At 55.4% G+C, this 22227-nt stretch carries 22 protein-coding genes; 15 read left to right on the top strand and 7 right to left on the bottom strand.

What is annotated here, in order from left to right; all coding sequences use genetic code 11:
- Positions 1-91: 91 nt before the first annotated feature.
- Both METFOR_RS10720 and METFOR_RS15410 read right to left on the bottom strand, forming a co-directional pair.
- A complete protein-coding gene (locus tag METFOR_RS10720) occupies positions 92-547 on the bottom strand; it encodes a response regulator (RefSeq protein ID WP_015286159.1) in 456 nt (151 codons plus the stop codon).
- Between the two features lie 835 nt (positions 548-1382).
- Positions 1383-1610, bottom strand: coding sequence for a hypothetical protein (locus tag METFOR_RS15410; RefSeq protein WP_148277670.1), 228 nt, complete (start codon positions 1608-1610; stop codon positions 1383-1385).
- A gap of 103 nt (positions 1611-1713) precedes the next feature.
- Here METFOR_RS15410 and METFOR_RS10710 point away from each other — a divergent pair, with 103 nt between their 5' ends.
- A complete protein-coding gene (locus tag METFOR_RS10710; protein ID WP_015286157.1) occupies positions 1714-2001 on the top strand; it encodes a hypothetical protein in 288 nt (95 codons plus the stop codon).
- Positions 2002-2269: 268 nt separating this feature from the next.
- On the opposite strand, the gene METFOR_RS14630 is transcribed toward METFOR_RS10710, so the two are convergent.
- On the bottom strand, positions 2270-4186 hold the full coding sequence (locus METFOR_RS14630; protein WP_015286156.1) for a PAS domain-containing sensor histidine kinase: 1917 nt from the start codon (positions 4184-4186) through the stop codon (positions 2270-2272).
- A 227-nt stretch (positions 4187-4413) separates the two neighbouring features.
- Complete coding sequence (locus METFOR_RS14625; RefSeq protein ID WP_015286155.1) at positions 4414-5835, bottom strand: response regulator; 1422 nt, start codon at positions 5833-5835, stop codon at positions 4414-4416.
- Between the two features lie 159 nt (positions 5836-5994).
- On the opposite strand from METFOR_RS14625, the gene METFOR_RS10690 reads away from it, so the two are divergent.
- Positions 5995-6390, top strand: a complete 396-nt coding sequence (locus METFOR_RS10690; protein ID WP_015286154.1) for an acyl-CoA thioesterase family protein — start codon at positions 5995-5997, stop codon at positions 6388-6390.
- Positions 6391-6417: 27 nt separating this feature from the next.
- On the opposite strand, the gene METFOR_RS14620 is transcribed toward METFOR_RS10690, so the two are convergent.
- From METFOR_RS14620 to METFOR_RS10675, 3 genes are all read right to left on the bottom strand, one after another.
- Positions 6418-7695, bottom strand: coding sequence for a PAS domain S-box protein (locus tag METFOR_RS14620; protein ID WP_015286153.1), 1278 nt, complete (start codon positions 7693-7695; stop codon positions 6418-6420).
- Positions 7679-8842 (bottom strand): alcohol dehydrogenase-like regulatory protein ErcA, encoded by a 1164-nt coding sequence (gene ercA, locus METFOR_RS10680; RefSeq protein WP_015286152.1) that lies wholly within the window; start codon positions 8840-8842, stop codon positions 7679-7681. The genes METFOR_RS14620 and ercA overlap by 17 nt, the downstream gene beginning before the upstream one ends.
- Positions 8843-8994: 152 nt before the next feature.
- Complete coding sequence (locus tag METFOR_RS10675; RefSeq protein ID WP_015286151.1) at positions 8995-9822, bottom strand: esterase/lipase family protein; 828 nt, start codon at positions 9820-9822, stop codon at positions 8995-8997.
- A gap of 141 nt (positions 9823-9963) precedes the next feature.
- Between METFOR_RS10675 and rbcL the strand changes: the two genes are divergently transcribed.
- The 13 genes from rbcL to METFOR_RS10610 all read left to right on the top strand — a co-directional run bounded on the left by rbcL (position 9964) and on the right by METFOR_RS10610 (position 22027).
- Positions 9964-11256: a type III ribulose-bisphosphate carboxylase gene (rbcL, locus tag METFOR_RS10670; protein WP_015286150.1), complete on the top strand. Its 1293-nt coding sequence runs from the start codon at positions 9964-9966 to the stop codon at positions 11254-11256.
- A gap of 119 nt (positions 11257-11375) precedes the next feature.
- Positions 11376-11855: a GyrI-like domain-containing protein gene (locus tag METFOR_RS10665; RefSeq protein ID WP_015286149.1), complete on the top strand. Its 480-nt coding sequence runs from the start codon at positions 11376-11378 to the stop codon at positions 11853-11855.
- Positions 11856-11938: 83 nt separating this feature from the next.
- Positions 11939-12133 (top strand): hypothetical protein, encoded by a 195-nt coding sequence (locus METFOR_RS10660; protein ID WP_015286148.1) that lies wholly within the window; start codon positions 11939-11941, stop codon positions 12131-12133.
- A gap of 109 nt (positions 12134-12242) precedes the next feature.
- Complete coding sequence (locus METFOR_RS10655) at positions 12243-13154, top strand: metalloregulator ArsR/SmtB family transcription factor (RefSeq protein WP_015286147.1); 912 nt, start codon at positions 12243-12245, stop codon at positions 13152-13154.
- 2 nt (positions 13155-13156) lie between these two features.
- Positions 13157-13642: a flavodoxin family protein gene (locus METFOR_RS10650; protein ID WP_015286146.1), complete on the top strand. Its 486-nt coding sequence runs from the start codon at positions 13157-13159 to the stop codon at positions 13640-13642.
- Positions 13639-14442 (top strand): EFR1 family ferrodoxin, encoded by an 804-nt coding sequence (locus METFOR_RS10645; protein WP_015286145.1) that lies wholly within the window; start codon positions 13639-13641, stop codon positions 14440-14442. Before METFOR_RS10650 ends, METFOR_RS10645 begins: the two co-directional genes overlap by 4 nt.
- Positions 14439-15251 (top strand): EFR1 family ferrodoxin, encoded by an 813-nt coding sequence (locus tag METFOR_RS10640; RefSeq protein WP_015286144.1) that lies wholly within the window; start codon positions 14439-14441, stop codon positions 15249-15251. Before METFOR_RS10645 ends, METFOR_RS10640 begins: the two co-directional genes overlap by 4 nt.
- Before the next feature lie 14 nt (positions 15252-15265).
- Complete coding sequence (locus METFOR_RS10635; protein ID WP_015286143.1) at positions 15266-16042, top strand: 4Fe-4S binding protein; 777 nt, start codon at positions 15266-15268, stop codon at positions 16040-16042.
- The gene (locus METFOR_RS10630; protein ID WP_148277669.1) at positions 16039-16662 is read left to right on the top strand and encodes a hypothetical protein; all 624 of its coding nucleotides are present in this window, start codon (positions 16039-16041) and stop codon (positions 16660-16662) included. Before METFOR_RS10635 ends, METFOR_RS10630 begins: the two co-directional genes overlap by 4 nt.
- A gap of 13 nt (positions 16663-16675) precedes the next feature.
- On the top strand, positions 16676-17758 hold the full coding sequence (locus METFOR_RS10625; protein WP_015286141.1) for a radical SAM/SPASM domain-containing protein: 1083 nt from the start codon (positions 16676-16678) through the stop codon (positions 17756-17758).
- 74 nt (positions 17759-17832) lie between these two features.
- Positions 17833-18330: a hypothetical protein gene (locus tag METFOR_RS10620; RefSeq protein WP_015286140.1), complete on the top strand. Its 498-nt coding sequence runs from the start codon at positions 17833-17835 to the stop codon at positions 18328-18330.
- Positions 18331-18826: 496 nt separating this feature from the next.
- Positions 18827-20761: an excinuclease ABC subunit UvrB gene (gene uvrB, locus METFOR_RS10615; RefSeq protein ID WP_095532064.1), complete on the top strand. Its 1935-nt coding sequence runs from the start codon at positions 18827-18829 to the stop codon at positions 20759-20761.
- A 267-nt stretch (positions 20762-21028) separates the two neighbouring features.
- On the top strand, positions 21029-22027 hold the full coding sequence (locus METFOR_RS10610) for a hypothetical protein (RefSeq protein ID WP_015286138.1): 999 nt from the start codon (positions 21029-21031) through the stop codon (positions 22025-22027).
- Positions 22028-22227: the final 200 nt, after the last annotated feature.

The raw sequence follows: 22227 nt of genomic DNA, 5'->3' as shown, positions 1-22227 counted from the left end.
GTCGCGGTCGTCCTCGACGATCAGGATGTGGACGATGCGATCTGATGCCTCTTTGGATTCCGGTGGTGCCGTACCCGTCTCCTCCTGATGGTCAGTCCCTAGCCGGTTTTGCGTTCCAGCTCATCCAGTAAGACCCGAGATCTTTCATCAGCCGCGTGAAGGATTTGAAATCCAGGGGTTTGACGATGTAGCTGTTTGCATGGTAGTCATATGACTGGGCAATATCGCTCTCCGCTTCGGAACTGGTGAGGACGACAACCGGTATGCGGAGGAACTCCGGGGTTGACTTGATGGTTCTCAAAACATCGATCCCGTCGACGCGGGGGAGCCGGAGGTCCAGGAGGACGAGGTTGGGTCGGGGATGTTCTGTATTATCGCTGTAAGGGCCCCTGTTGAAGAGATAGTCAAGAGCCTTCTCGCCATCCGAGACATGGTGGATGGAGTTTGCCACCTGCTGGTCCCGCATCCCGCGGATGACCAGTTCAGCATGGTCCTCGTTGTCCTCAACAAGAAGGATATGGAAGGGCGTCCCGGACATATCAGGCATAAAGTTTTCTCTTTTATCTCACTTGTATTAGTATTTTGGGTGGCCCGGATTGTTCGGGCCGTAACAGCGCGGAGGAAGCAATCCCGCCCTGTCGGATTTTCAGGGATTTTCCTTGTGCCGGAACGACCGCATTTCCTTTCGTTACCGCATTTTTTTATTGAACCGTTGTCCGGTCCCGGCAGCACCCGGCAGCCTGCTTGAAAACAGTAACTTTCCTGCGAAAATGTTTCATAGAATAAAAAAGATAATGCAACAATCCAGAAATATCGCTTGAATATATATGTAAAGATATCATACCGGTTATCATCACGTGCCCCACGGTCCCGGATTATGGGATTGCGGCACGGGAAAACGGGAGCCCGGCGGGTTCTTGGGAGGGAGATGCAAAAGGCACCGGGTGCGGTGGCTTTTGGTGTGATCACCCGTGTGACCCTGCGCACAGTTTCCTCAAGTTATCTGCGTATCGCGATATTTCCTGCGAGGTACTATCATGCATGCACACAATCCAGACAATGACGCAGCACCAGGTCCGGCCGGCGGGGATAATCCCTGTCTTTTGGGCACCGGGAGATCTTCAGCGGATCCCGGGAATATCCCCACGTTGCAGGGCAGAGAGCAGCATCTTCCCGATAAAAACCTCCTGTTCCGGCCGGTGCGCAACGTTCTCCGGAATACCGGGCTTCCTGGAACTTCTCCGCAGACATCACAGGAAACGAGCCGGAAAATGTGGGGCCGCGCTTTCCGGAATGTACCAAATCCCGGCTCTGTGGATCGCTCTCATTCACCTGACAGATCGTTCCGGGCTTTTTTCCGCCCGCGTATCCGGCAGCAGGATTCATTCCGCGACAATCGCATGGTCCACATCGAGGATCCCGGCCTGTGGATCAATGAACCCGGAGGCCGGCCCGGGCAGGGTGAATTGCGGATCGAAAATGTCCGGCGCGTGCAGGTTTTCTGGAGAGCCGATTGGCCGGAGACCTCCTGCAACAGGTGGAATACGCGATGACCCGCGGACCTCCGCCTCTCGTCGCGATCCGGCAGGCCACGAAGAATGCTGTATCACGCGGGCAGGTCATGGATCGCGACCTGCTCAAAGAGTCCCGCACCGATTTCGTCCTGTTCTCCGATTTGCTCACGGGATCTTTGTCCGCATCCGGCGAACCCCCATGCACATCCTGTGCCCGGAGGACTGCGCCGCGAAGTATAAAGCAGATGTCCATTTTTTGCGGCGCATCCCTCTCACGTCCGTTACGGGGCGCGAGCTCTGGCTCCTCACACCGTGGAAGACCTGGGAGTACTTCCGGGTGCTCGATGACCGGCTTGTCGAGATAAGAGCCGACGGGATGCCGATCCTGATCGAAAGGCCCGGGTTATCAGGCATTGCTGCCCTTGGCGGGAACCGTCAGGGGGAACCACATCCCCCGGGGAGTCCTCCGTCGGAGAACGACCTGTGAGTTCGCAGTTTTCCTGCATGGGGGGCACCACCCCCTTTTTTGGGGACAAGGGCAATCCGGGCCCGCAGAAGGCTCCGGTTCCCCTTTTTTTACGTTCATCGACCGGAGAGTTTCGGCTTTTTTAGGGGAGGGTTTTCCGGGAAACCGCGCTATTGAGGTACCTGACGAATCCGGCGGTATTGCGCTGAGAATAACCGGAGAGTACAGAATAGTTACGTTTGAGGATGGGAATCAGCCCCGGACTTCTGGGCCGAAAAGGCCGCAAATGTCATCCTGTACCGGGAATATCATCCCTCATAGGCAGGGTGAACCGGATTGTCGTCCCTTTTCCCGTGCCTTCCGATTCCGCCCAGATCCTCCCGCCGTGCATCTCGATGATCCGCTTTGCGATCGGAAGGCCGATGCCGGTCCCGGGGATCACAGGGTCCAGTTTTTCAAAAAGATTGAAGATCCGTGTAAGGTACCGTGGATCAATCCCGCTGCCATTGTCCCTGACAAAAAAGACCGGGTCCGGCCCTCCCGTGTCAGCACCGATCCAGATCCGGGGATCCGGCTGGTTTCCGGAGAACTTGGCAGCGTTCTCGATCAGGCTTACCAGCAGCTCACGGATCCGTACCCGGTCAACCCGGACCCCGGGCAGTCCGGAATCGATCTCAACCGTAACGCAACGCTCTGACAGCAGTCCTTCAAGGAGACCCGCAGCCTCCTTTGCAATCGTTTCAAAGGAAACTAGTGACGGATGACGGATCGCTCTTCCGACACGCGAGAACTCGAGCACATCGCTTAAGAGTGCCTGCATGGTATCCGCTGCGCTTGTGATCCGCTGGATGTCCCGCTTCAGGATGTCGAAGTTTTCGCTCTGCGAATCATTCTCCAGAAGACTTGCGAAACTCCTTATGGTGATGAGCGGTCCTTTGACATCATGCGAAAGGGTGTGCATGATCCGTTCAAGTTCTGCATTCTTTCGTTCGAGTTCCCGGATCAGGGTCTCGCGCTGTTCTTCCGCACGCAGGCGTTCCGAGATATCAGTCATCGTCCAGAAACCAAACGATTGCAGGCTGGTGTACCGGAATTCGATATCCTTTGTGGTCCCGTCCCTGCAGGTTACCCGGGTAACCCGTGGCCTGCCGGTGAGATTTTTTTCAGCCTCGGAAAAGATCTCGGGAAACATTCCCGTGAGACTACGGCGATATTCCGGGTCAGGGTACGCATGGGTGGCCCCGGTATCAAAGGACGTGATCCCCTCCATCGCGTACCCCGTCATTTCCGTGAATCGTTCGTTGAGATAGAGAAGATCCTTCCCGGTTTCTGTCTTCCTTGTTATGGCAATGCCGACCGGTATCTGGTTGACAAGGGTCCGGAAGCGCAGCTCGCTCTCGCGGAGAGCCTCGTCTGCTTTCTTCCTCCCGGTGATGTCGAGAACAGTCCCGATCATGCCGATCAGGTTCCCGGACGTATCGTACCTTCCTTCGAACGTGGAATAATAATAGCCGACACTCCCGTCCGGCCGGAGGAACCGCTGTTCGTACGATCCCGGTGTATGGGATTGTGTTGCCCTGCGGATCAATTCCTTGTCGCGCTCGTGGTCTTCCGGCCACGGGGAGAGCGCCTGGATGGAATCGATCTGCGGGGAAAACGTTGCAGGGGAGAGCCCGAAGATCCGGTACACTTCGTCCGACCATTCGACCGCGCCGGTCGTTATGTCCCAGTTCCAGAATCCCAGGTGGGCGAGCTCCTGTGCTTCCTTAAGCTTCCGGTTGGACTCCCGGATCTCCTGTTCCGCACCCCTGTATACGGTGATATCCTCGACCTGGGCGAGGAAATACATCAGTTTCCCCGAAGTATCCCGGAGCGGCGTGACCATCAGCCGCCCCCAGAGGATGCTCCCATTCTTCCTGATGTACCGCTTTTCTGTCCGGTAGAACGGAATTGCCCCGGATGCGAGGTGTCTCATCTGTTCAAGGTCCCCGGAAACGTGTTCGGGATGGGTGATGTCTCTTACTGTCTGCTGGAGCAGTTCCTCTTCCGTGTATCCGGTCATGGAAATCCATGAGGGATTGACGGAGATGAACCGGAGATCCGGCGTGGTCAGGGCTATTCCGATGGGGCTGTTGTCGAAGATTTTTTTGAACAGCGTTGTATCCGTGTGGCCCTTTTTTCTGGCCGTCCCGTCTTTACCTGCCATCACACCATCAGGTACCTGCCCGGTAAAGGATGATGAGGAGCTGGTTCATAATAAGCATATGGTGCGATCCCCTGTCCGTTCCGGCACAGGGTTTTTTCCAATTTAAAAAGCCACGAACAAATCCGGGTGGGAAATTACTGGAACGCCCGACCAAAATTTTTCAGGAGGGTGTGAAAAAAACGACCGTCTATGCGGTCATGGCAGTGTGTGGACGATAACGGAGAATTTCAGGTAAACCGGTACCCGTCGGGCGGTACGTGGATCTCAAACCGCGCCCCTTTTCCCGGCTCGCCATTCTCGGTAATTGTTATACCGGTGATCGCGAGGATCTCCCGGGAGAGGAAGAGCCCGAGGCCGGTGTTTTTCCCGAATCCTTTCGTGAACAACCGGATCTTGTCTTCCCCTGCAATGCCGGTTCCGTCATCCTCCACCACAATGACAAGTCCCTCTTTGCTCTCCTGGCAAAAAATCCGGATCTCCGTCATCTTCTCGCCGCCATACCGGAGGGCATTGTCGATGAGATTGTAAAAGACCTTGTCAAAAAGCGGGTCGGTAAAAATTTCCAGGCCGCCGGTCTTGAGCGTAACCTGAATCTCCCTCATCGGCAGGGATCCTACCGTGCCCTCGATACTCCGGGCAACGGACTGCCAGGCCGGGTTCTGCCGCCCGAGGCCCTCGTACTCTTTGGTGAAGCTGATCTGTCGCTCGATGGTATCGACAACCTGCGCACCCTTGAGAATGTACTCGAGCCAGGGTGTCCCTTCGAGTTTGATCATCAATATTCCGAAATACCCGTAGAGCGCCTGGATCTGGTTGCGGATATCGTGCCGCGTGATGCTTGAGAGGAGGTTCAGTTTGTGGTTGGAGAGCCGGAGAGCCTCGGCTGCCATCTTCAGTTCCGTGACATCCACGAAGATCGCGACAACATGATCGGGATCATAGGCGGAAATATGCGCCCGCAACCAGAGGTTCTGGTGTCCCTTGAGCCCGTCGATCGATTCCGGGACCCCGGTCTTTGCAACGCGCCGGCACAGCAGGAGAAACCTGCCGGAAGAGTCGCCGGTTAAAAACGGGATTTGGGAAAACCGTGCCCCGGTAAGCGCCGGAGTTTGTGCCATGGCCTGGAATTCCGGGTTTGCGGTAATGACCTCCAGATTGGTCAGTGTTCCGTCTTCACTGCGGATCATGCGGCAGTAACAGAGCGCGTCGGGGATACAATCAAAAAGCGTCCGGAATTTCTCCTCGCTCTCTTTCAAGCGCTTCTCCATCCCGGATTTGTAGATTGCAACCTCGATAGCAGAGTGGAGTTCGCGTTCCCCGAATGGTTTGATGATGTAGCCAAAGGGCAGCGTCTGTTTTGCCCGTTCAATCAGGGCTTCGTCAGCATACGCAGTGAGGAAGATCACCGGAATATGATACTCAGAATGTATCCGGTCTGCGGTATCGATCCCGTCCATCTCCCCCGCAAGATGGATGTCCATGAGGACAATATCAGGAAGGGAAGCCGGAATCCTCTTCAGTGCATCCTCCCCGGTTTTTGCAATCCCTTCCACACGGTAACCAAAACCGGTCAGGACATCCCGTATGTCCAGGGCGACAACAGATTCGTCTTCGACAATGAAGACCGATGGTTTTCCGTTTCCCGCCATCTTATACCAATCATGGATAATTCAAGCATAATAATTTCCGGTTATTTTTCATGAACGTAAATTTCCGATCTGCCGGAACTTGCGGACCAGTCTTCAGGGCCATTACCTGTGTAATACAATACCTACAATACTTTCCGGAGACACACCTGTTATATAACCATGCCGGGGAAGCAGGACTGCCTGCAGTGCGGAAAGTGCTGCGAGAAGTGGGGGTGGGACCAGAAAGGGATACCGGAGGATCTCGTGCCGTGGATCGCGGAGGGACGGAGCGATATCCTGCGGCATGTGGGGATCACCTTTGCAGATGGACGGCATTCAACTGCAGAGAACCTTGCGGCAGCTGACCTCCCCTGTGTCACCCGAATCGATTACTGGGTCAGCCCCAAAGGAAAGAAACTCACGCACTGTCCGTTCTTCTTCCGGGCCGGTGACGGGAAGGTGTACTGCCGCATCCACATGACAAAACCAGCGGTCTGTATTGGTTTTACTCCGTGGAATGAAGCGATCCGCGACTATGCCCTGAGCTGCCCGGCCTGCCGGAATACTGTGCCGTAACAACGGCGCTCACCCGTCATCCCGCAGTTACACGGTTTTTTGTGGCGGATCTGCGAAACGGTACGCCCCTTTTGGTACCAGCAGCTCAAACCGCACGCCTTTTCCCGCTTCACCGGTCTCCGTGATGGTGATCCCGGTGATGGAGAGGATCTCGCGTGCCAGAAAGAGGCCAAGGCCGCTGCTCTTTCCTCCGCCCTGCTCAAAAATCCTGGATTTCTGTTCACTCTCGATCCCGACACCATTGTCGGTCAGGACAATCGTCATTCCGTTCACGGACTCGCGGTACGTGAGCGCGATCTCGGTAACTCCCTGGCCGTGGACGAAACGGTTCTCAACCAGGTTGAAGAAGACCTTCTCCAAAAGCAGGTCAGCATAGATCTCGAGTCCTTCGACCTCCATGCGGCGCCCGATCTTCAGGGAATCAAGGTGGGAGATCGCGTACAGGAAGACCTGACCAACATTCTGCCACTTGGGGGGCTGCATCCCTAGGTCCTGGTAGTTCTTCGTAAAGTTCAGCGAGCTGACGATCTTGCTGATGAGGAAGGCTTCCTTGTCCAGGTAGGCTGTAACCTTTGACCCGTCGCGGCTGCTTCCCGAGAGCTGGATATAGGCGGAAAGGGCAAAGACGGTTGACTGGATATCCTGAAAGATGACGGTGTTTAAAAGCTTCAGTTTCTTCCGTGCCTGGTCCAGTGCCCGCTCTGCCATCTTGGCCTCGCTGATATCGCGGAGGATTGCAAGAACCCTTGGCTCGATCGTCCCGTCATCGCGCACGTGATCGATCCGGCGGAGCCGGATATCGAGCGGGAACTCCTCGCCGTTCTTTCTTTTCCCCACCCATTCGAACTCCGTCTTACCGGTTTTCAGCGCAGCCTGGAAGTAGCCCAGCGCCATCTCGTTGGTATACCCCTTCCCGCTCATGTCCGATGGTACCGCAGAGAGGAGCTCCTCGCGGGAGACAGCGAAGGCTGAAAGGACATTCTCGTTCACATCGATGATATGGCCATCCGAAGAGTGGACGAAGATCATATCCGGCGATCCCTCGTAGATCGCTTCCAGGTAGTGCTTTGCGCTCCGGATCTCCTGCTCCCTTCGGCTCAGTTCATCATAGTTCTGCCGGAGTTCTTCCTCGTTTGATGCCAGCAGCTCGTAGGCCTCGTGAAGCTCCCTGTTCTTTTTTTCGAGTTCGGCAATTTTTTCCCGCAGTTCGGGATAGTAACTCTTCCGGAGGGATGACTCACCAAGGCCGATGATCCGGTCGCGCTGGACCTGCCAGTCTGTCCTTGAATCAGAGTGCTTCTTCATAGATCCGTTCAATATCTGTCGCAGCGGGTTGTCGCGGGTTGGTTGCCATGCAGGGATCGTGAAGGGCGTTTTTCGCCAGTTGCGGGATGTCCGCCTTTGTCACCCCGAGGTCCCCGAGCGTGTCGGTGATACCCAACGCTTCACGCAGGTTCCTGACCGATCCAATGATCCGATCTTTTCTCTCCGCAGGTGAAGGAGAAGCAAGGTCGAGGCCCATCGCCTTCCCTACCGTCTCGTAGCGTTCCGGGCAGGAGTCGTAGTTGAATGCCATCACGTGTTCGAGCAGCAGGGAATTGCATTCCCCGTGCGGGAGATCCGAGAAGCCGCCGAGGCTGTGCGCCATGGCATGGACTGCGCCGAGGCTCGCGTTCGAGAACGCAAGGCCTGCGCCAAGGCTTCCGAGCATGGTCTGGTAGCGGTATTCGAGATTCTCCGGGTTCTGATATGCTTTCAGGAGAAACCCGGTCATAAGCTGGATGGACTCAAACGCATGGACATCCGTAACCGGGGAACTGGCATTCGAAACAAAGGCCTCCACGCTATGGGTGAACGCGTCCATACCGGTATGGGCAGTAAGTTCCGGTGAGAGGGAGGAGAGCGGTTCGGGATCAACGAGAGCAATGTCCGGGACGATCATCTTGCTGATGATGGCGATCTTCACCTTCCGCTGCGTGTCGTTGATGATGGCGAACTGCGAAACATCCGCACCCGTCCCGGCTGTTGTCGGGATGCAGATCATGGGTGGCGGGGGGACCCGTATCTGGTCCACGCCTTCGAAGTCCAGGATGGTTCTTTTATTGGAGGAGACAATACCGATACCCTTGGCGCAGTCGATCGGGCTGCCCCCGCCCACGGCAACGATGGCATCGCAGCCGGCTTCGTCATAGACGTTTGCCCCCGCCATGACCTCGGAGTCCCGGGGGTTCGGGGTAACCCCGGAAAAGACCGTGAACGCGATATCATCCTCTTCAAGACTTGCCGTTACGTCCTTTACCCAGCCGGCGTCGATGATATGCGGGCCGGTGACGACGAGCACGTTTTGGGCGCCGAAGTTCTTCGCATACCTCCCGGTGAGGAAACGGGCATCGGAGCCGATCACAAACTCCGGTGCAACGAATTTCCTGAGTTCGAATTGTTCTTTCGTCATACCAAATTCCCGGCGCTACACTTCTAATCCAGCAATCATCGTATATTAAAATTTGGACGAATCCGGGCAAACCGGGCAATGGCAGGAAGAGGTTACGATGATCCACTCGTGTTAGCGCCCACAAGCCCTGGCGGGAAGCCGATACCGGCTGATCAGGTACGGTCAGCCGGAAGCGTGAGATACCCAAGGACGCGTTCCATGACCACCGGGTTTCGCGGCAGGTGGATGTGGCAGAACTGTCCGGGCGGCAGGGATTCCTCGTCCGTGCCGGGCCCTGCCGTGATGATGTCGAGCGAGATGCCCGGGAGGGCAGATTCGCTGTGCGTGACAAGCCCGTCGCCATGGAAGGTGGGACGATACCTGCCGCCTTCTTCCCGCTCCCAGGTTGCGCCGTGGAACAGGGGGAAGAAGTCCGGTGATTCCCCCGGATTTCCGGTGACGATGATATGGTAGGCCATGTCCTGGCGGATGCCTGCGTTCCTGAGGTTGTGCATGACCGCACTTCCCGGCCGCACATCGTGCACGATCCGGTCAGAGGAGGGATCGTATCCGGGGGGGACGAATACGCCCGTGAGCCGGTTGATGATCTCTGCGCCCTGTACCGGGTCAAAGAAGAGTTCGGCCATGGCGGAGCCGTTGTTGGGCGGGCCAAGGCCGATGAGCTGCCGGACGTGGGCAGTCATCCTCTCCCCGTCAATCACCTCCAGGTAATAGCGGGCAATGCAGGTCCCGACCGAATGGCAGACAACATCGACGTTCCCGTAATAGCCGGTCTCATCCCGCTTGCCCTGAACAAAATCCCCGATCGCGGCTGCGATCTCCGGTATGCTCCTGTCGGCAAGGCCGGTATGGTCAAACACCCACGCAGGTATCAATGCTTCCTGTAACCGCGGCAAGAGTCGGTTCCAGATCCCCGGGTGGCTGTTCCACCCGTGGACCAGGACTGCCGGAATCCTGCCGGAATGCTCCTCGTTCTTCATGATCCGGAAAACACGGGTGCTGTTCACACCCGCCGTTTGTTATGCTGCGTAACACCGGCCACAAATGCGGTGGCAGGGAATGTTATTCTATTGTACACCTTTTTTAGCCAAGATAACCTTTACTACATTACAGGAACTGCTATGGCGATTGACTGGTACAAGGAATTCGTTGACCTGAAGTACGAACCGGCAAAAGATGACCTCGTCTGCCTCTTCTATTTCGAGCCCGCGGCGGGTGTCAGCGGCAGGGAAGCCGCCGGCCGGATCGCATCAGAGAGTTCGACCGGCACGTGGACAACGCTCTTCTCCATGCCCCCCCGGATGAAGGCCCTGCAGGCAACGGCGTTCCACATTGAGGGAAATGTCGTGAAGATCGCATATCCCATCGAGCTCTGGGAAGAGGGCAACACGGTCCAGCTGATGAGCGGGATCGCGGGCAACATCTTCGGGATGAAAGCGGTGAGGAACCTGCGCCTTATCGATGTCGCGCTTCCCCCGGCATACCTGAAGCATTTCCAGGGCCCGCACTTCGGGAACGACGGGATCCGGAAGATGATGGGGATACAAAAGCGCCCCCTCACCGGCGCTGTGCCCAAGCCGAAGATCGGGTTCTCGGCAAAGGAGCATGCCGATATCGGGTACGAGACCTGGATGGGCGGCTTCGATTTCGTCAAGGATGACGAGAACCTCACCTCCACCTCGTTCAACAAATTCGAGGACCGGGTGAAGTATATGACAAAACTCCGGGACAAGGCGGAAAAAGAGACCGGTGAGAAGAAGTCCGCGTTCTTAAATATAACAGCCGACGTCGAAACAATGAAGAAGCGGGCCGACCTCCTTGCTGCTAATGGCTGGAACTACTGCATGATCGATGTCGTGGTTGCCGGTACCGCGGCTGTCATGACCATGCGGGACTACTGTTCTGATCTCGGCCTTGCCATCCACGCCCACCGCGCCATGCATGCTGCGCTCGACCGGAACCGGAAGCATGGGATCAGCATGCAGTTCCTGGCAAAGATCATGCGGCTTATCGGGGTCTCACAGATCCACACCGGTACCGCGGTCGGGAAGCTGACCGGCTCCCGCAAGGAGTCGCTCGCGCTCGCGAACCTGCTGCGCGAAAAGAAGACCGCGGCAGTTGAGGGAATGCTGCTCGAACAGGACTGGGGCAAGATCAAATCAGCGTTCCCGGTCTCGTCAGGCGGCCTGCATCCGGGCCTGGTGCCGGACGTGATGGATATCTACGGCCCCGAGATGGTCCTGCTCGTCTCCGGCGGGATCCACGGCCACCCGAAGGGGACAAGGGCCGGCGCGAAGGCGACCATGCAGGCAATGGAGGCATGGCAGGAAGGAGTATCCCTTGAGGAGAAGGCAAAGAAGGCAAAAGAGCTCAAAGAGGCCCTCGGCAAGTGGGGCCACTATAAACCCATCTGATTTTTCCGTAATCGTTTCGACGGGTGGCAACATTTTTCACGGTCCGCCCGGTGCCACACCCCTTCATTTTCACATCCTGCATGCCATAGTGATAATACTTGAAAACAGGATTCTCCTGTATGCCAGAAACTGGAAAAGTTGCTATTGTTGAGATACCTCCCATGGATGTCCTGGGGACCGAGAAGTCCGGGACCTATGCCCTTATCCCGGAGCTCCTGATGAAGGTGCTCAGTTACATGATGGAACAGAAGATCCCCATCGCCGGCCCGCCCGTCTTCAACTGCCATGAATGCTCTCCGGAAGCGGTACAAGCGGCAGATGCAAACGGTACTGCCCGGGTTGAGGTTGCCTGGCCAGTGGCCGGCCCTGCGTCCGGAAGCGGGGATATCCGGCGGTACACGTTGCCCGGAGGAACGATGGTTCATGTCACGCACAAGGGCCCCTACGAATCCTGCGAATCCACATACCTTTCCGCATTCGCATGGATAGAAAAAAGAGGACTGACGATCAGCGGCCCGATTCGCGAGATCTATCCCAATGATCCGCAGGAAGTCCCTCCGGAAGAGATCCTGACGGAGATCTACATTCCTGTCGCGTGATCCCTCCAGAAGATCGCAGGTGGCAGGGGTACTGTTGTTGGTAAGGTCGTAACATTCATTACCCGTCCCTTCCATCGCAGTGTATGCCAGACATCGTAGCAAGCAAGAAGGTACCGGAAGGAATCGTGGTCATGTGGGGGGAGGGAAGTTCAATAAAGTCCGAGAACTTCAATTACCAGGATTTGATCGACCAGAAAGTGAATGTACTTGACCTGCTCGACCGGCCGATCGCGTACAAGATCGATCCAAAACTCCACAAGATCAGTCCCAAATACTGATCCCTCTTTTTCTGTTCCGGTATTGCACGAAGACCGCAGGTGCTGCCATGCACAACTGATGCAGAGCTAAAAAGATATAAGTGTATAAGCAAACACTTATACAGATTCTATGGAGCCCTGCAAAAAGTGCGCTGAGTGCAACAATCTCTGCGAGATCGTCCCGCAGATGGCCGGGACATTTAAGGCACTCGGTGACTTAACAAGGCTCCAGATCATTTACATCCTTTCAACGGACACGAGTGGGACGCTCGGTGTCAGCGAACTTGCCGCCCGGCTGAAGATCTCCCAGCCAGCGGTCTCGCAGCATTTAAAGACCCTGAAAGCCGAGGGACTTGTCGGGTCGCGCCGGGACGGGTTCTACGTCTATTACACGGTCAACCGTGAACGGATGATGGAGTTCCGGAACCGTTTCGAGCTGATGTACGCAAGCGTGATGCAGCAGTGCAGCCGCGAGATGGTGCGGAAAGCCACGCCCGGCCGGCCGGTCCGCGCCTGCGTTGTCTTCTACTCATATTCAGGGGTTACAAGGCGGGTTGCCGAAGGGATCCGGAACGCGAGCGGCTGCGATCTTGTCGAGGTGCGGACACGGGCTCCCTACTCTTCCTTCACCGCGTACACAACAGGGGTTGTCCGTTCCCGGAAAGGAGCCTGTGACCCGATCGAGCCGGGCGAGATCGATGTATCCGGGTATGACCTCCTGATCATCGGGACGCCGGTCTGGGCCTGGAAGCCCGCACCGGCCATCAACGCCGCGGTACAGGCACTCCGTGGGTGCGAGGGCAAGATGGCCGTGGTCTTTACCACCTGCATCAACCAGCCCGGGGAGGCTCTTCCCCTCCTCAGGAAATCACTGGAGGAGCGGGATGTGACAGTTATGGCTGAGATCAGCCTTAACCAGGATGACGCGAAGAACCCGGATGCCGGCGGGGAACTGCTCCGGCAGATCATTGCGGCGAACCCGCTCAGGGGCATGGCTGACGGAGAAACAGGTGAAGGAAACAGCGAGAATGCGGACGTGTGAGTATGAACCTGACAATTATCTGTGCATCGTATACGGGAACAACCTATGGAATTGCTGAACAGATCCGGAATGCCTGCGGGGGGGAGATCATCGAGATCCAGTCAAAGGATCTCCTGTCCCGGTTTGTTGCGTTCATGGCCCGCCATTCGCCCGGCATGAACGTGCGGGATACCGGATCTCAGCCGGACAATATCGATCTCTCCGAATCTGATCTTGTCGTGATCGGGACGCCTGTCTGGGGCGGCAAACCCGTCCCGGCAATCAGGAAAGCCCTTGTCGCGCTCACGGGATGCAGGGGAAAACGGGCAGTGATTTTTGCCACCTGCGGGGAAAAAGCCGGCACGACACTTCAGGTCCTTGAAAAGGACCTTGCGGCAAAAGGCATGATCATTACCGGACAGTTCTCCCTGAGCAAAAAGGAGATTGAAGATGGTACACTCGTGGCCGCACTTATCGCAAAAGTACAGGAGGAGGCAGACAAAGCATGAAGACGGTCCTCTATTACTTCACCGGCACCGGCAACTCGCTTGCCGCGGCAAAAAAGATCGCGGCGGCACTGGGAGAGACCGAGCTCGTGCCGATCGCATCGCTTCAGGATACTTCAGGCGAGATCGTACCCGCTGCTGAACGTATTGGTATTGTCGCCCCGGTCTATTTCTACGGTCTGCCCGTCATGGTGACCTCATTTGCCAGGCGCATGGACCTTGCAGCAACACAATACGTCTTCTGTGTCATGACCCATGGTGGGGGCGGGGAGTCAGCCGCACTCCGGCAGCTTGACATCATCCTGCGGGAGCGGCAGGGACGGGGGCTTGACGCGGGATTCGGGCTTGCCATGCCCGGGAATTATATCCTGATGTACGAACCTCTGGCGATTGAGAAACAGCGGGAGATCTTACAAAAAGCGGATGGCGTAATCGGAGACATTGCGGGAGCTGTCGGACGGTGCGAGAAACGCACTCTTCCCTCATCCCTCATCAACCGCGTGCTGTATTCTCTCGCGTATCCTTATTTCAGGTCCCATGTTCGTGAAGGAGATAAAAAATTCACCGTAACGGAAAAGTGTACGGCCTGCGGGACCTGCGTTGCCATCTGCCCCTCGAACAATATCGAACTGGTCAATGACCGGCCAGTCTGGAAACACCGGTGCGAGCTCTGTTGCGGCTGCATCCATACCTGCCCGGTGCAGGCAATCCAGGCAGGGCCAAAGACGGAATCGTGGGGGCGGTACCGGAATCCGGATGTCACGATTGCCGACCTGAAAAACCTGCGGGGAGAATCACCATGAAGACAATCATCTATTACTTCACCGGTACCGGCAACTCGCTTGCCGCTGCAAGAACGATAGCCACAATCCTCGGAGACTGCGAGCTTGTGCCGATTGCATCGCAGAAGGACATCCGTGGGGACATTGTCCCGGCCGCTGACCGTGTCGGCATAGTCGCCCCGGTGTATGACTTCGGTCTTCCCGCGATTGTCGTGGGATTTTTAGGAAGGCTCGACCTCAAAAAGGCAGGCTACACCTTCTGCGTCCTGACCCTGGGCGGGATTGGGGCATCGGCCCTCCTCCAGGCAAACGCTATCGCTGAGAAGAAGAATGGCCGGCCATTCGATGCAGCGTGGGTTGTGCGGATGGTCGGGAACTTTGTCCCACTCTATTCCCCGGCTGAGGGGGGAAAGTTGGAGAAAGCCCTTTCTGCCGCGGATAAAAAGGTTCAGGACATTGCCGGTAAAGTCCAGAAGGGCATCACGGTACGGCCGGGGTTTGCCCCTTTCTCGTCGCTCCTGAAACGGCTGATGTATGACGGGTTCATGCGGCAGCTCCACGAGGCGGACCGGCAGTTCGTCTCCGATGAGAAATGCACGCACTGCGGCACCTGCTCGCGGGTCTGCCCGGTCAGGAACATCGAGATGGTGGACGAGAAACCGCAGTGGCAGCACCACTGCGAGCTCTGCATGGCCTGCCTGAACCTCTGCCCGGCAAAAGCAATCCAATGGACAGAGAAGACAAAGAACCGGGGCAGGTACCGGCACCCTGACCTGAAGATCGCGGATATGAAAGCCCAGCGCGGGGAAGCGCTGGAAAACCAACCCTGACTGAGAAAATTACCATGACGGAAAAACCAGAAACCAAACAAGCATCGTCACGCCAGAACATCCGGAAGTGGATCCTGATCCTGTCCTTTATCTTAATCCCGGTCACTATCTTCTACATCTCGCCCATCATCGTCATGATGGGTGCCGGGGAAGGCGTGGCAACGGGCAGCCTGCTGCTGTACATTGCGCTCTTCCTCCTCTCGCTTGTCGTTGCCCGGCTCTGGTGCGGCTGGCTCTGCCCGATGGGGGCATGGCAGGAGATCTGTTCGCCGGTCATTAAGCATACCGTGAAGGAAGGCTGGCGCAACTGGATCAAGTACGGCATCACCGCCATCTGGCTGGGCATGCTCGCGCTCGCCTTTTTCCAGGCCGGCGGGATCCGTTCGGTGGACCCCATCTACGGCACCGTGAACGGCATCTCGATCTCGTCGGTCCAGGTCCTGATGATGGTGGGTATAATCTTCCTGTTCATCATCATCATCGCGTTCATCACCGGAAAGCGCGGGACCTGCCATGTCTTCTGCCCGATAGCCGGTATCATGGTAGCAGGGCGGAAGATCCGGAACCTGATCCACTGGCCGGCGCTGGGTCTCTCTGCAGACGCATCGCGCTGTATCGACTGCCAGAAGTGCTCGAAGGCATGCCCGATGGGCCTTGACGTGAATGGCATGGTCCGGAAGGATGAGATGGAAAATGCCGACTGTATCCTCTGCGCCAGCTGCGCCGACGCATGCCCAAAAGGCGTCATCTCATACGGATGGAAAACGAATGAACAACGGAGGGATTCGTGATGGACGGAATCGGGAGCGGGAAGAAGATCCTTGACGATCTCTCCGACCGGATCATCGCGCTTTCATCCCCTGGCACCATCCTTCTTTCCCTTGCCGGGGTCCTCATCACCGGCTTCCTTGTCAACGGGAGGCCCTTCGGGGTAGTGGAGCTGAAGTCAATTACCGGCGGGGTGGGCATCCTTGACATGGAAGTGTTCTACACGCCGGAACAGGCGTATGCGTTCCTCGCGGCAATGGGTGATGCGGGGCGGGCATTTGAGCTGACGCATATCGTGCCGCTCGATCTTCTCGTCCCGTTCTTCTATGCACTCTTCCTCTCGACGCTCATCACGGGGTTCCTGAAAAAATGGCTTCCTGAAAAAAGCCGGTGGCACCGGCTCAACGTTATCCCGGTTATCGGGGCCCTCTTCGATTACCTGGAGAACATCGGGATCATCGCGATGCTCCTCGCGTGGCCGATGGAGATGTACAGTATTGCCCAGATCACGATGGCTGCGACACTGCTCAAATTTGGTTTCAGTATTCTCGCCTTTGTCATCGTGCTGGGTGCGATTGCCGGCTGGTTCGTGACTGCGGTGCAGCGGTGGAACAGGAAGAGTCCGGTATTACAACCGGAATAATCGGGAGCAGGACATGGATACCGGGAATTTTCGCGACAGGTTTGATACAACCATCAGTGACACGCTGGCACAGGCACTCCGGATAATCGCTCACGATCCCTCTCTTGCTATTTCCGGTACTGTTATCCTCCACCACCAGAAAAAAGCAGCCGCAATGCGGAAGCGTCACGAGAACAATGGCCTGATCGTTCCACCGGTGATGATTACGAGCATCACCTCGCGCTGCAACCTCGCCTGCGCCGGCTGCTACATGCACGGGCGCCACGAGAAACCGGCACCCGAGATGAGCCGGGAGATCCTTGTTGGCGTTGTCGGCCAGGCAGCAGAACTCGGGGTCTCGGTCATCGTAATTGCCGGCGGCGAACCGCTGGTGAGGCTTGATGAGATCCTTGCTCTGGCACAGAGCCATCCGGAAGTCCTCTTCCCGGTCTTCACGAACGGTCTCTTAATCGATGATGCTGTCGCCGCGACCATCGCACAGCACCGGAACATCGTTCCCGTCATCAGTTTCGAAGGATTCCGGGAGGAGACCGATGCACGCCGGGGGGAGGGGGTTTACGACCGGCTGCTTGCGGTCTGTGCCCGGCTGAAGCAGCGCAGTATCTTCTTCGGTGTCTCAGTCACTACGTCACGTGAAAATTTCCCGCAAGTGACGGGCGAAGCCTTCGCCCGGGAGATGCTTTCCGCCGGGGCACGCGTCCTCGCGTTCGTTGAGTATGTGCCGATGGAACCGGGTACAGAACCTCTCGTGCTCACCCACGAGCAGAAGAAGGTCCTGCAGATCGTTCTTGCAGACTTCAACCGGAAGTTCCCGGGGCTCTTCATCGGATTTCCTGGCGATGAGGATGAGTACGGCGGGTGCCTTGCAGCAGGCCGCGGGTTTGTGCACGTGAGCCCGTCAGGAAATCTCGAACCCTGCCCGGCAGCGCCGTACTCTGATGCGAATCTTGTAAAGGTCCCATTACAAGACGCTCTCAGGTCACGGCTGCTTGCCCGGTTGCGCGAGGAACCGTCTCTCCTTTCTGAATCGGAAGGCGGCTGTGCGCTCCGGGCGAACCGTGCGTGGGTGGAAACACTGCTCGCGTCCGATACGTGACTTCAGGAAACAGGTGGCAGGACCTCCGCGGCATGTCCCGGAACCAATAATAATTCAGCGGGATTATTCCGGTTATGAAAAAAAGCATTTCATCAGTCTGCGTTGCATCTCTCCTCATTGCACTCCTTTTCTGTGCGGGATGCACAACAACACCCGCCTCTCCCCCGGCTTCACCGGCCACGCACACATTGTCATCTGCCGCCAGTTATCCGGACATCACCGGTACCTGGAAATCCACAGACGAGGCCGGCTGGAACCTGAACACCACCATCCAGGATGTCACGATCGGGCAGAACACGTGGGTATTTTCATCGCAGGAAGGTGCCGTTGTCAAAGGCTTCAAGCTCTTTCGGCAGCCCTATGGCCCTGATGTAAACCAGACCGTTCTCGGCATTGTTGATCCGGAGGGGAAATCCCTCACGATCATCGACCAGCCGGGTGGCTGGGCAAAGGGCACGCTGATTGATCCGGATACGATGTTTGTTGTGCTGACGTATTCCAGCGGGAAGGACACCGGTGGAAACTCCTTTGCGCTGACCATGATGCTGCACCGGGTAAAGGGCACGGTCTGACGGCAGGGAAGGGCTCTCCCCGGTTGATATCAGCAGCAGAAAAAGCACATCCTGCACCAACGATGCCTCCCGGCGTCTCATAGCATGTGCCGGATGGCAAAATCATAGTTTTTTATAAAAATTTGTTTTCCGGATTTTCTCACCCTCGGTCTGGGTAAAAATTTCGTTCATGGCGGTCGCCGGTTGGCCTCCGGACTCTGGATCGGAGTGCTGGCTGTGCGATTTTTGCGCATTTTTACAGGCCGCTAAAAAGCACGTTTTATTCCTGATTAAAACGCCCCGATTCTGAAAATACTCAAATATCGGAAAAATTTCCGTGGGTGTTGGCACCGTTTCCACTGCCGAATTTTTTGGCCTGCGGCTCCCTCACATTCTCCGTCGTAGGGAAGTATGCCGGGGAGAGTCTCTTTCTTCCCCCGCCCCCACGGGATCCCGGGATCACTTTCCTGCCGCATCCCCATCCCTTTTAATATCCCGTTCCAAGATCCTAAGCACCGTGACAGAATTCCAGCTCGTCTCCAGTTTCGGCCCGGCCGGCTCGCAGCCGGAAGCTATCAAAGAGCTGACAAAAGGACTGGAAGAGCAAAAGCAGTACCAGACCCTGCTCGGGGTCACCGGCTCCGGCAAGACCTTCACGATGGCAAACGTGATCGCGGCAGCGCAGAAGCCTACGCTCGTCCTCGCCCACAACAAGACGCTTGCCGCCCAGCTCTACTCTGAATTCTGCGACTTCTTCCCGAACAACCGTGTGGAATACTTTGTCTCGTACTACGACTACTACCAGCCCGAGTCCTACATCCCGGCAAAGGACCAGTACATCGAGAAAGACTCTGCTATCAACCCGAAGATCGAGCAGCTCCGGCTGTCTGCAACTGCGTCGCTGTCGTTCCGAAAGGACGTGATCGTGGTCGCATCCGTCTCCTGCATCTACGGCCTCGGCAACCCGGAGAACTTCCGGAACATGGGTTTTGAGCTGACCGTGGGCCAGAAGATCTCGCGGAACGACATCATGAGCCGGCTCATCGACATCCTCTTCGAGCGAAACGATCTTGAACTGATGCCGGGCCGGTTCCGGGTCAAGGGCGACACCATCGACTTCATCCCCGGGTACTTCAACAACATCATCCGTATCGAGCTCTTCGGCAACGAGATCGAGCGGATCCGCGAGGTGGACAAGAACACCGGTGCCGTGAACGAGGAGATGAAGTATTTCTATGTCTATCCTGCCCGCCACTTCGTTACTCCCGAGAGCGCCCGGAAATCTGCCATTGCATCAATCCGGAAGGAGCTTGGCGAAGTGCTCCCCATCCACGGCCTGATCGAGGCCCACCGGCTCGAACAGCGGACCCGGTACGATATCGAGATGATCGAGGAGACCGGTTCCTGCAAGGGCATCGAGAACTATTCCCGGCATTTCGATGGCCGGAACGCGGGCGAGAAACCCTACTGCCTGCTTGACTATTTCCCGGACGATTTCCTGATGATCATCGATGAGAGCCACCAGATGATCCCCCAGCTCCACGGGATGTACAACGGTGACCGTTCGCGCAAGAAAGCGCTGATCGACTACGGGTTCCGGCTCCCGAGCGCGTACGACAACCGGCCCCTGAAGTTCCACGAGTTCGAGCAGTACATGAATTCGGTGATTTTCGTTTCGGCAACACCGGGCGATTATGAGCTGAAGAAATCCGGAAAAGCGGTCGAGCAGATCATCCGGCCCACCGGCCTTGTTGACCCGGAGGTCGAGGTCCGTCCCATCGAGGGGCAGACGGATGACGTGATCCGTGAAGTGGAGAAGACCATTGCGCGGGGCGACCGCGTCCTTATCACCACCCTGACCAAGAAGCTCGCCGAGGAACTCTCCGAGTTCCTCTCGAATCGGAAGATCCGGACACGCTACCTCCACTCCGAGATCCAGACGCTGGAGCGGAGCGAGATCATCCGGCAGCTCCGGCTCGGCAAGTTCGATGTCCTGGTCGGGATCAACCTGCTCCGTGAGGGCCTTGATATCCCTGAGGTCGGATTCATCGCGATTCTTGACGCAGACAAAGAGGGTTTCCTCCGCGATGCCCGGAGCCTGATCCAGATCATCGGCCGTGCAGCCCGGAACGTGAACGCGAAGGTTGTTCTGTACGGTGACAACATGACCGATTCCATGAAGCGGGCGATTGCCGAGACAAAACGCCGGCGCACGCTCCAGGTTGCATTCAACAAAAAGCACAACATCGTCCCGCAGACCATCATCAAGCCGATCAAGGAGAAAGAGGTCGAGGTCACCGACACCAAGCACGTGCCGAAAACCGAGATCCCGAACGTTATCATCGATCTCGAGAAGCAGATGCGGGACGCTGCCGAGGGTCTCGATTTCGAGAAGGCGATTGCGCTGCGGGACCAGATCAAGAAGCTGAACGAGCGGCTGAGCGGGAAGTGAATGTCGAATTTAGTGTTTGTTTTTACGGTGCTGTCAAGTTGGCGAGAAGCAGGTTTTATCAGCACAACCTGTCAAAATTCTGGAGGAATGGAATCCCTGTCTACTGTCGGTACCTACATATTTATGTAATAGTAGTTCATAAGTTAGGGATATGATGAGTCCAAGGCAGACCCCGGTTGCATTGTATGTCGGTGAAGAAGATATCCTAGTTGGCGAAGAAGATATTTTATAGAAAATATTATTAAAATCTCTCTCCTTTTTTATAATATGAATCTTTTTATTCGTAGAGCTTGGAAATGGTTAATTGAAAATTTTTTCGCTTATTTCAGATTCATGATGATTCTGATTCTGACCGCAATAATGGTATACCTATTCTCCCTAATTTCAGATGTTACCCTCAAAATTTATTATGTAATTGGTATTTTTTTGGTTGGCGTAATTATCTTAGCAACATTGTATATCAAAGATTTATCCCAATATGATGAAAAGATTCGTCTGTTTGAAAACATTGCTCAAGACTTAAAACTGCAATATTTGATTAGAGAAGTTATTTTTGATGATGAAACTATTACCGACAATACTGCAACGTCATCAATAACGAGGAAAATCCAAAATAAAATGGAAGAGCGATATCAGAAATACCAGATTGTGGTCAAATCTAACCGGTGGGTTCCATCGTACGAAGATATTAATTTTAAATTTAATGGAAGACCCCCGGCAGATCCAATTAAACCAACAATTGCCGAGCCAATAATAAAAAAGGAGACTCCACTATCTGAAACAGAGATCCGAACGCTCACTTCAAGGCCCCCATTGCATTACAATCATAAAAAGAAGGATGATGATTCTGTATATATTTTGAAATTTTTTGTACCGTTAGATCTACGAACAAACGAGTCTAAAGAATTTGAAGTAAGTTATCGAACCACAGCGTACAATGATGCACTTAGTGGGAAAGTAGACTATGTATCTGTCGATATCAATCATGTATCTGAACGCCTCAGTTTTCAAATATTGTTGGTGGGTAAGGCAAGAGAAAAATATAGAATAAAACAATGTGCCGAAATTGATTCTCTACCTCATATGGGGAGTTTGTGTTTCCAAATTACTGATTCATCAGATCAAAGGATGATTCTGAGCGAAAAAGAGCTACAGGATAATCATATAATTCCGTTTTATTCAGATTATAAAGTAGAATGGACGGTTTTAAATCCAAAAATGGGATATAAATATAGGTTGTATTTCACATTAGATACAAAAAAATAAACAATATTTTAATCTCGCCGCATTTTGGATTAAAGTCATCCACTTGTTATTCCCGTTGACAATAATCCGGCTTGTTTTTTTCTATATAATGAGATAATGTCAACTGTATAATTTTGATATAAATTGACACATTTCAGAATTCTAATGCCCAACAATACGATGAATAGGTACGAGGGCTCCCCGCCTCAGGGCCTCTCCGA

Origin of the sequence: Methanoregula formicica SMSP (assembly GCF_000327485.1) — an archaeon.
GTDB lineage: Archaea > Halobacteriota > Methanomicrobia > Methanomicrobiales > Methanospirillaceae > Methanoregula > Methanoregula formicica.
Note: the sequence above shows the minus strand (reverse complement) of the source record. Positions and strands in the feature narration are given on the sequence as shown.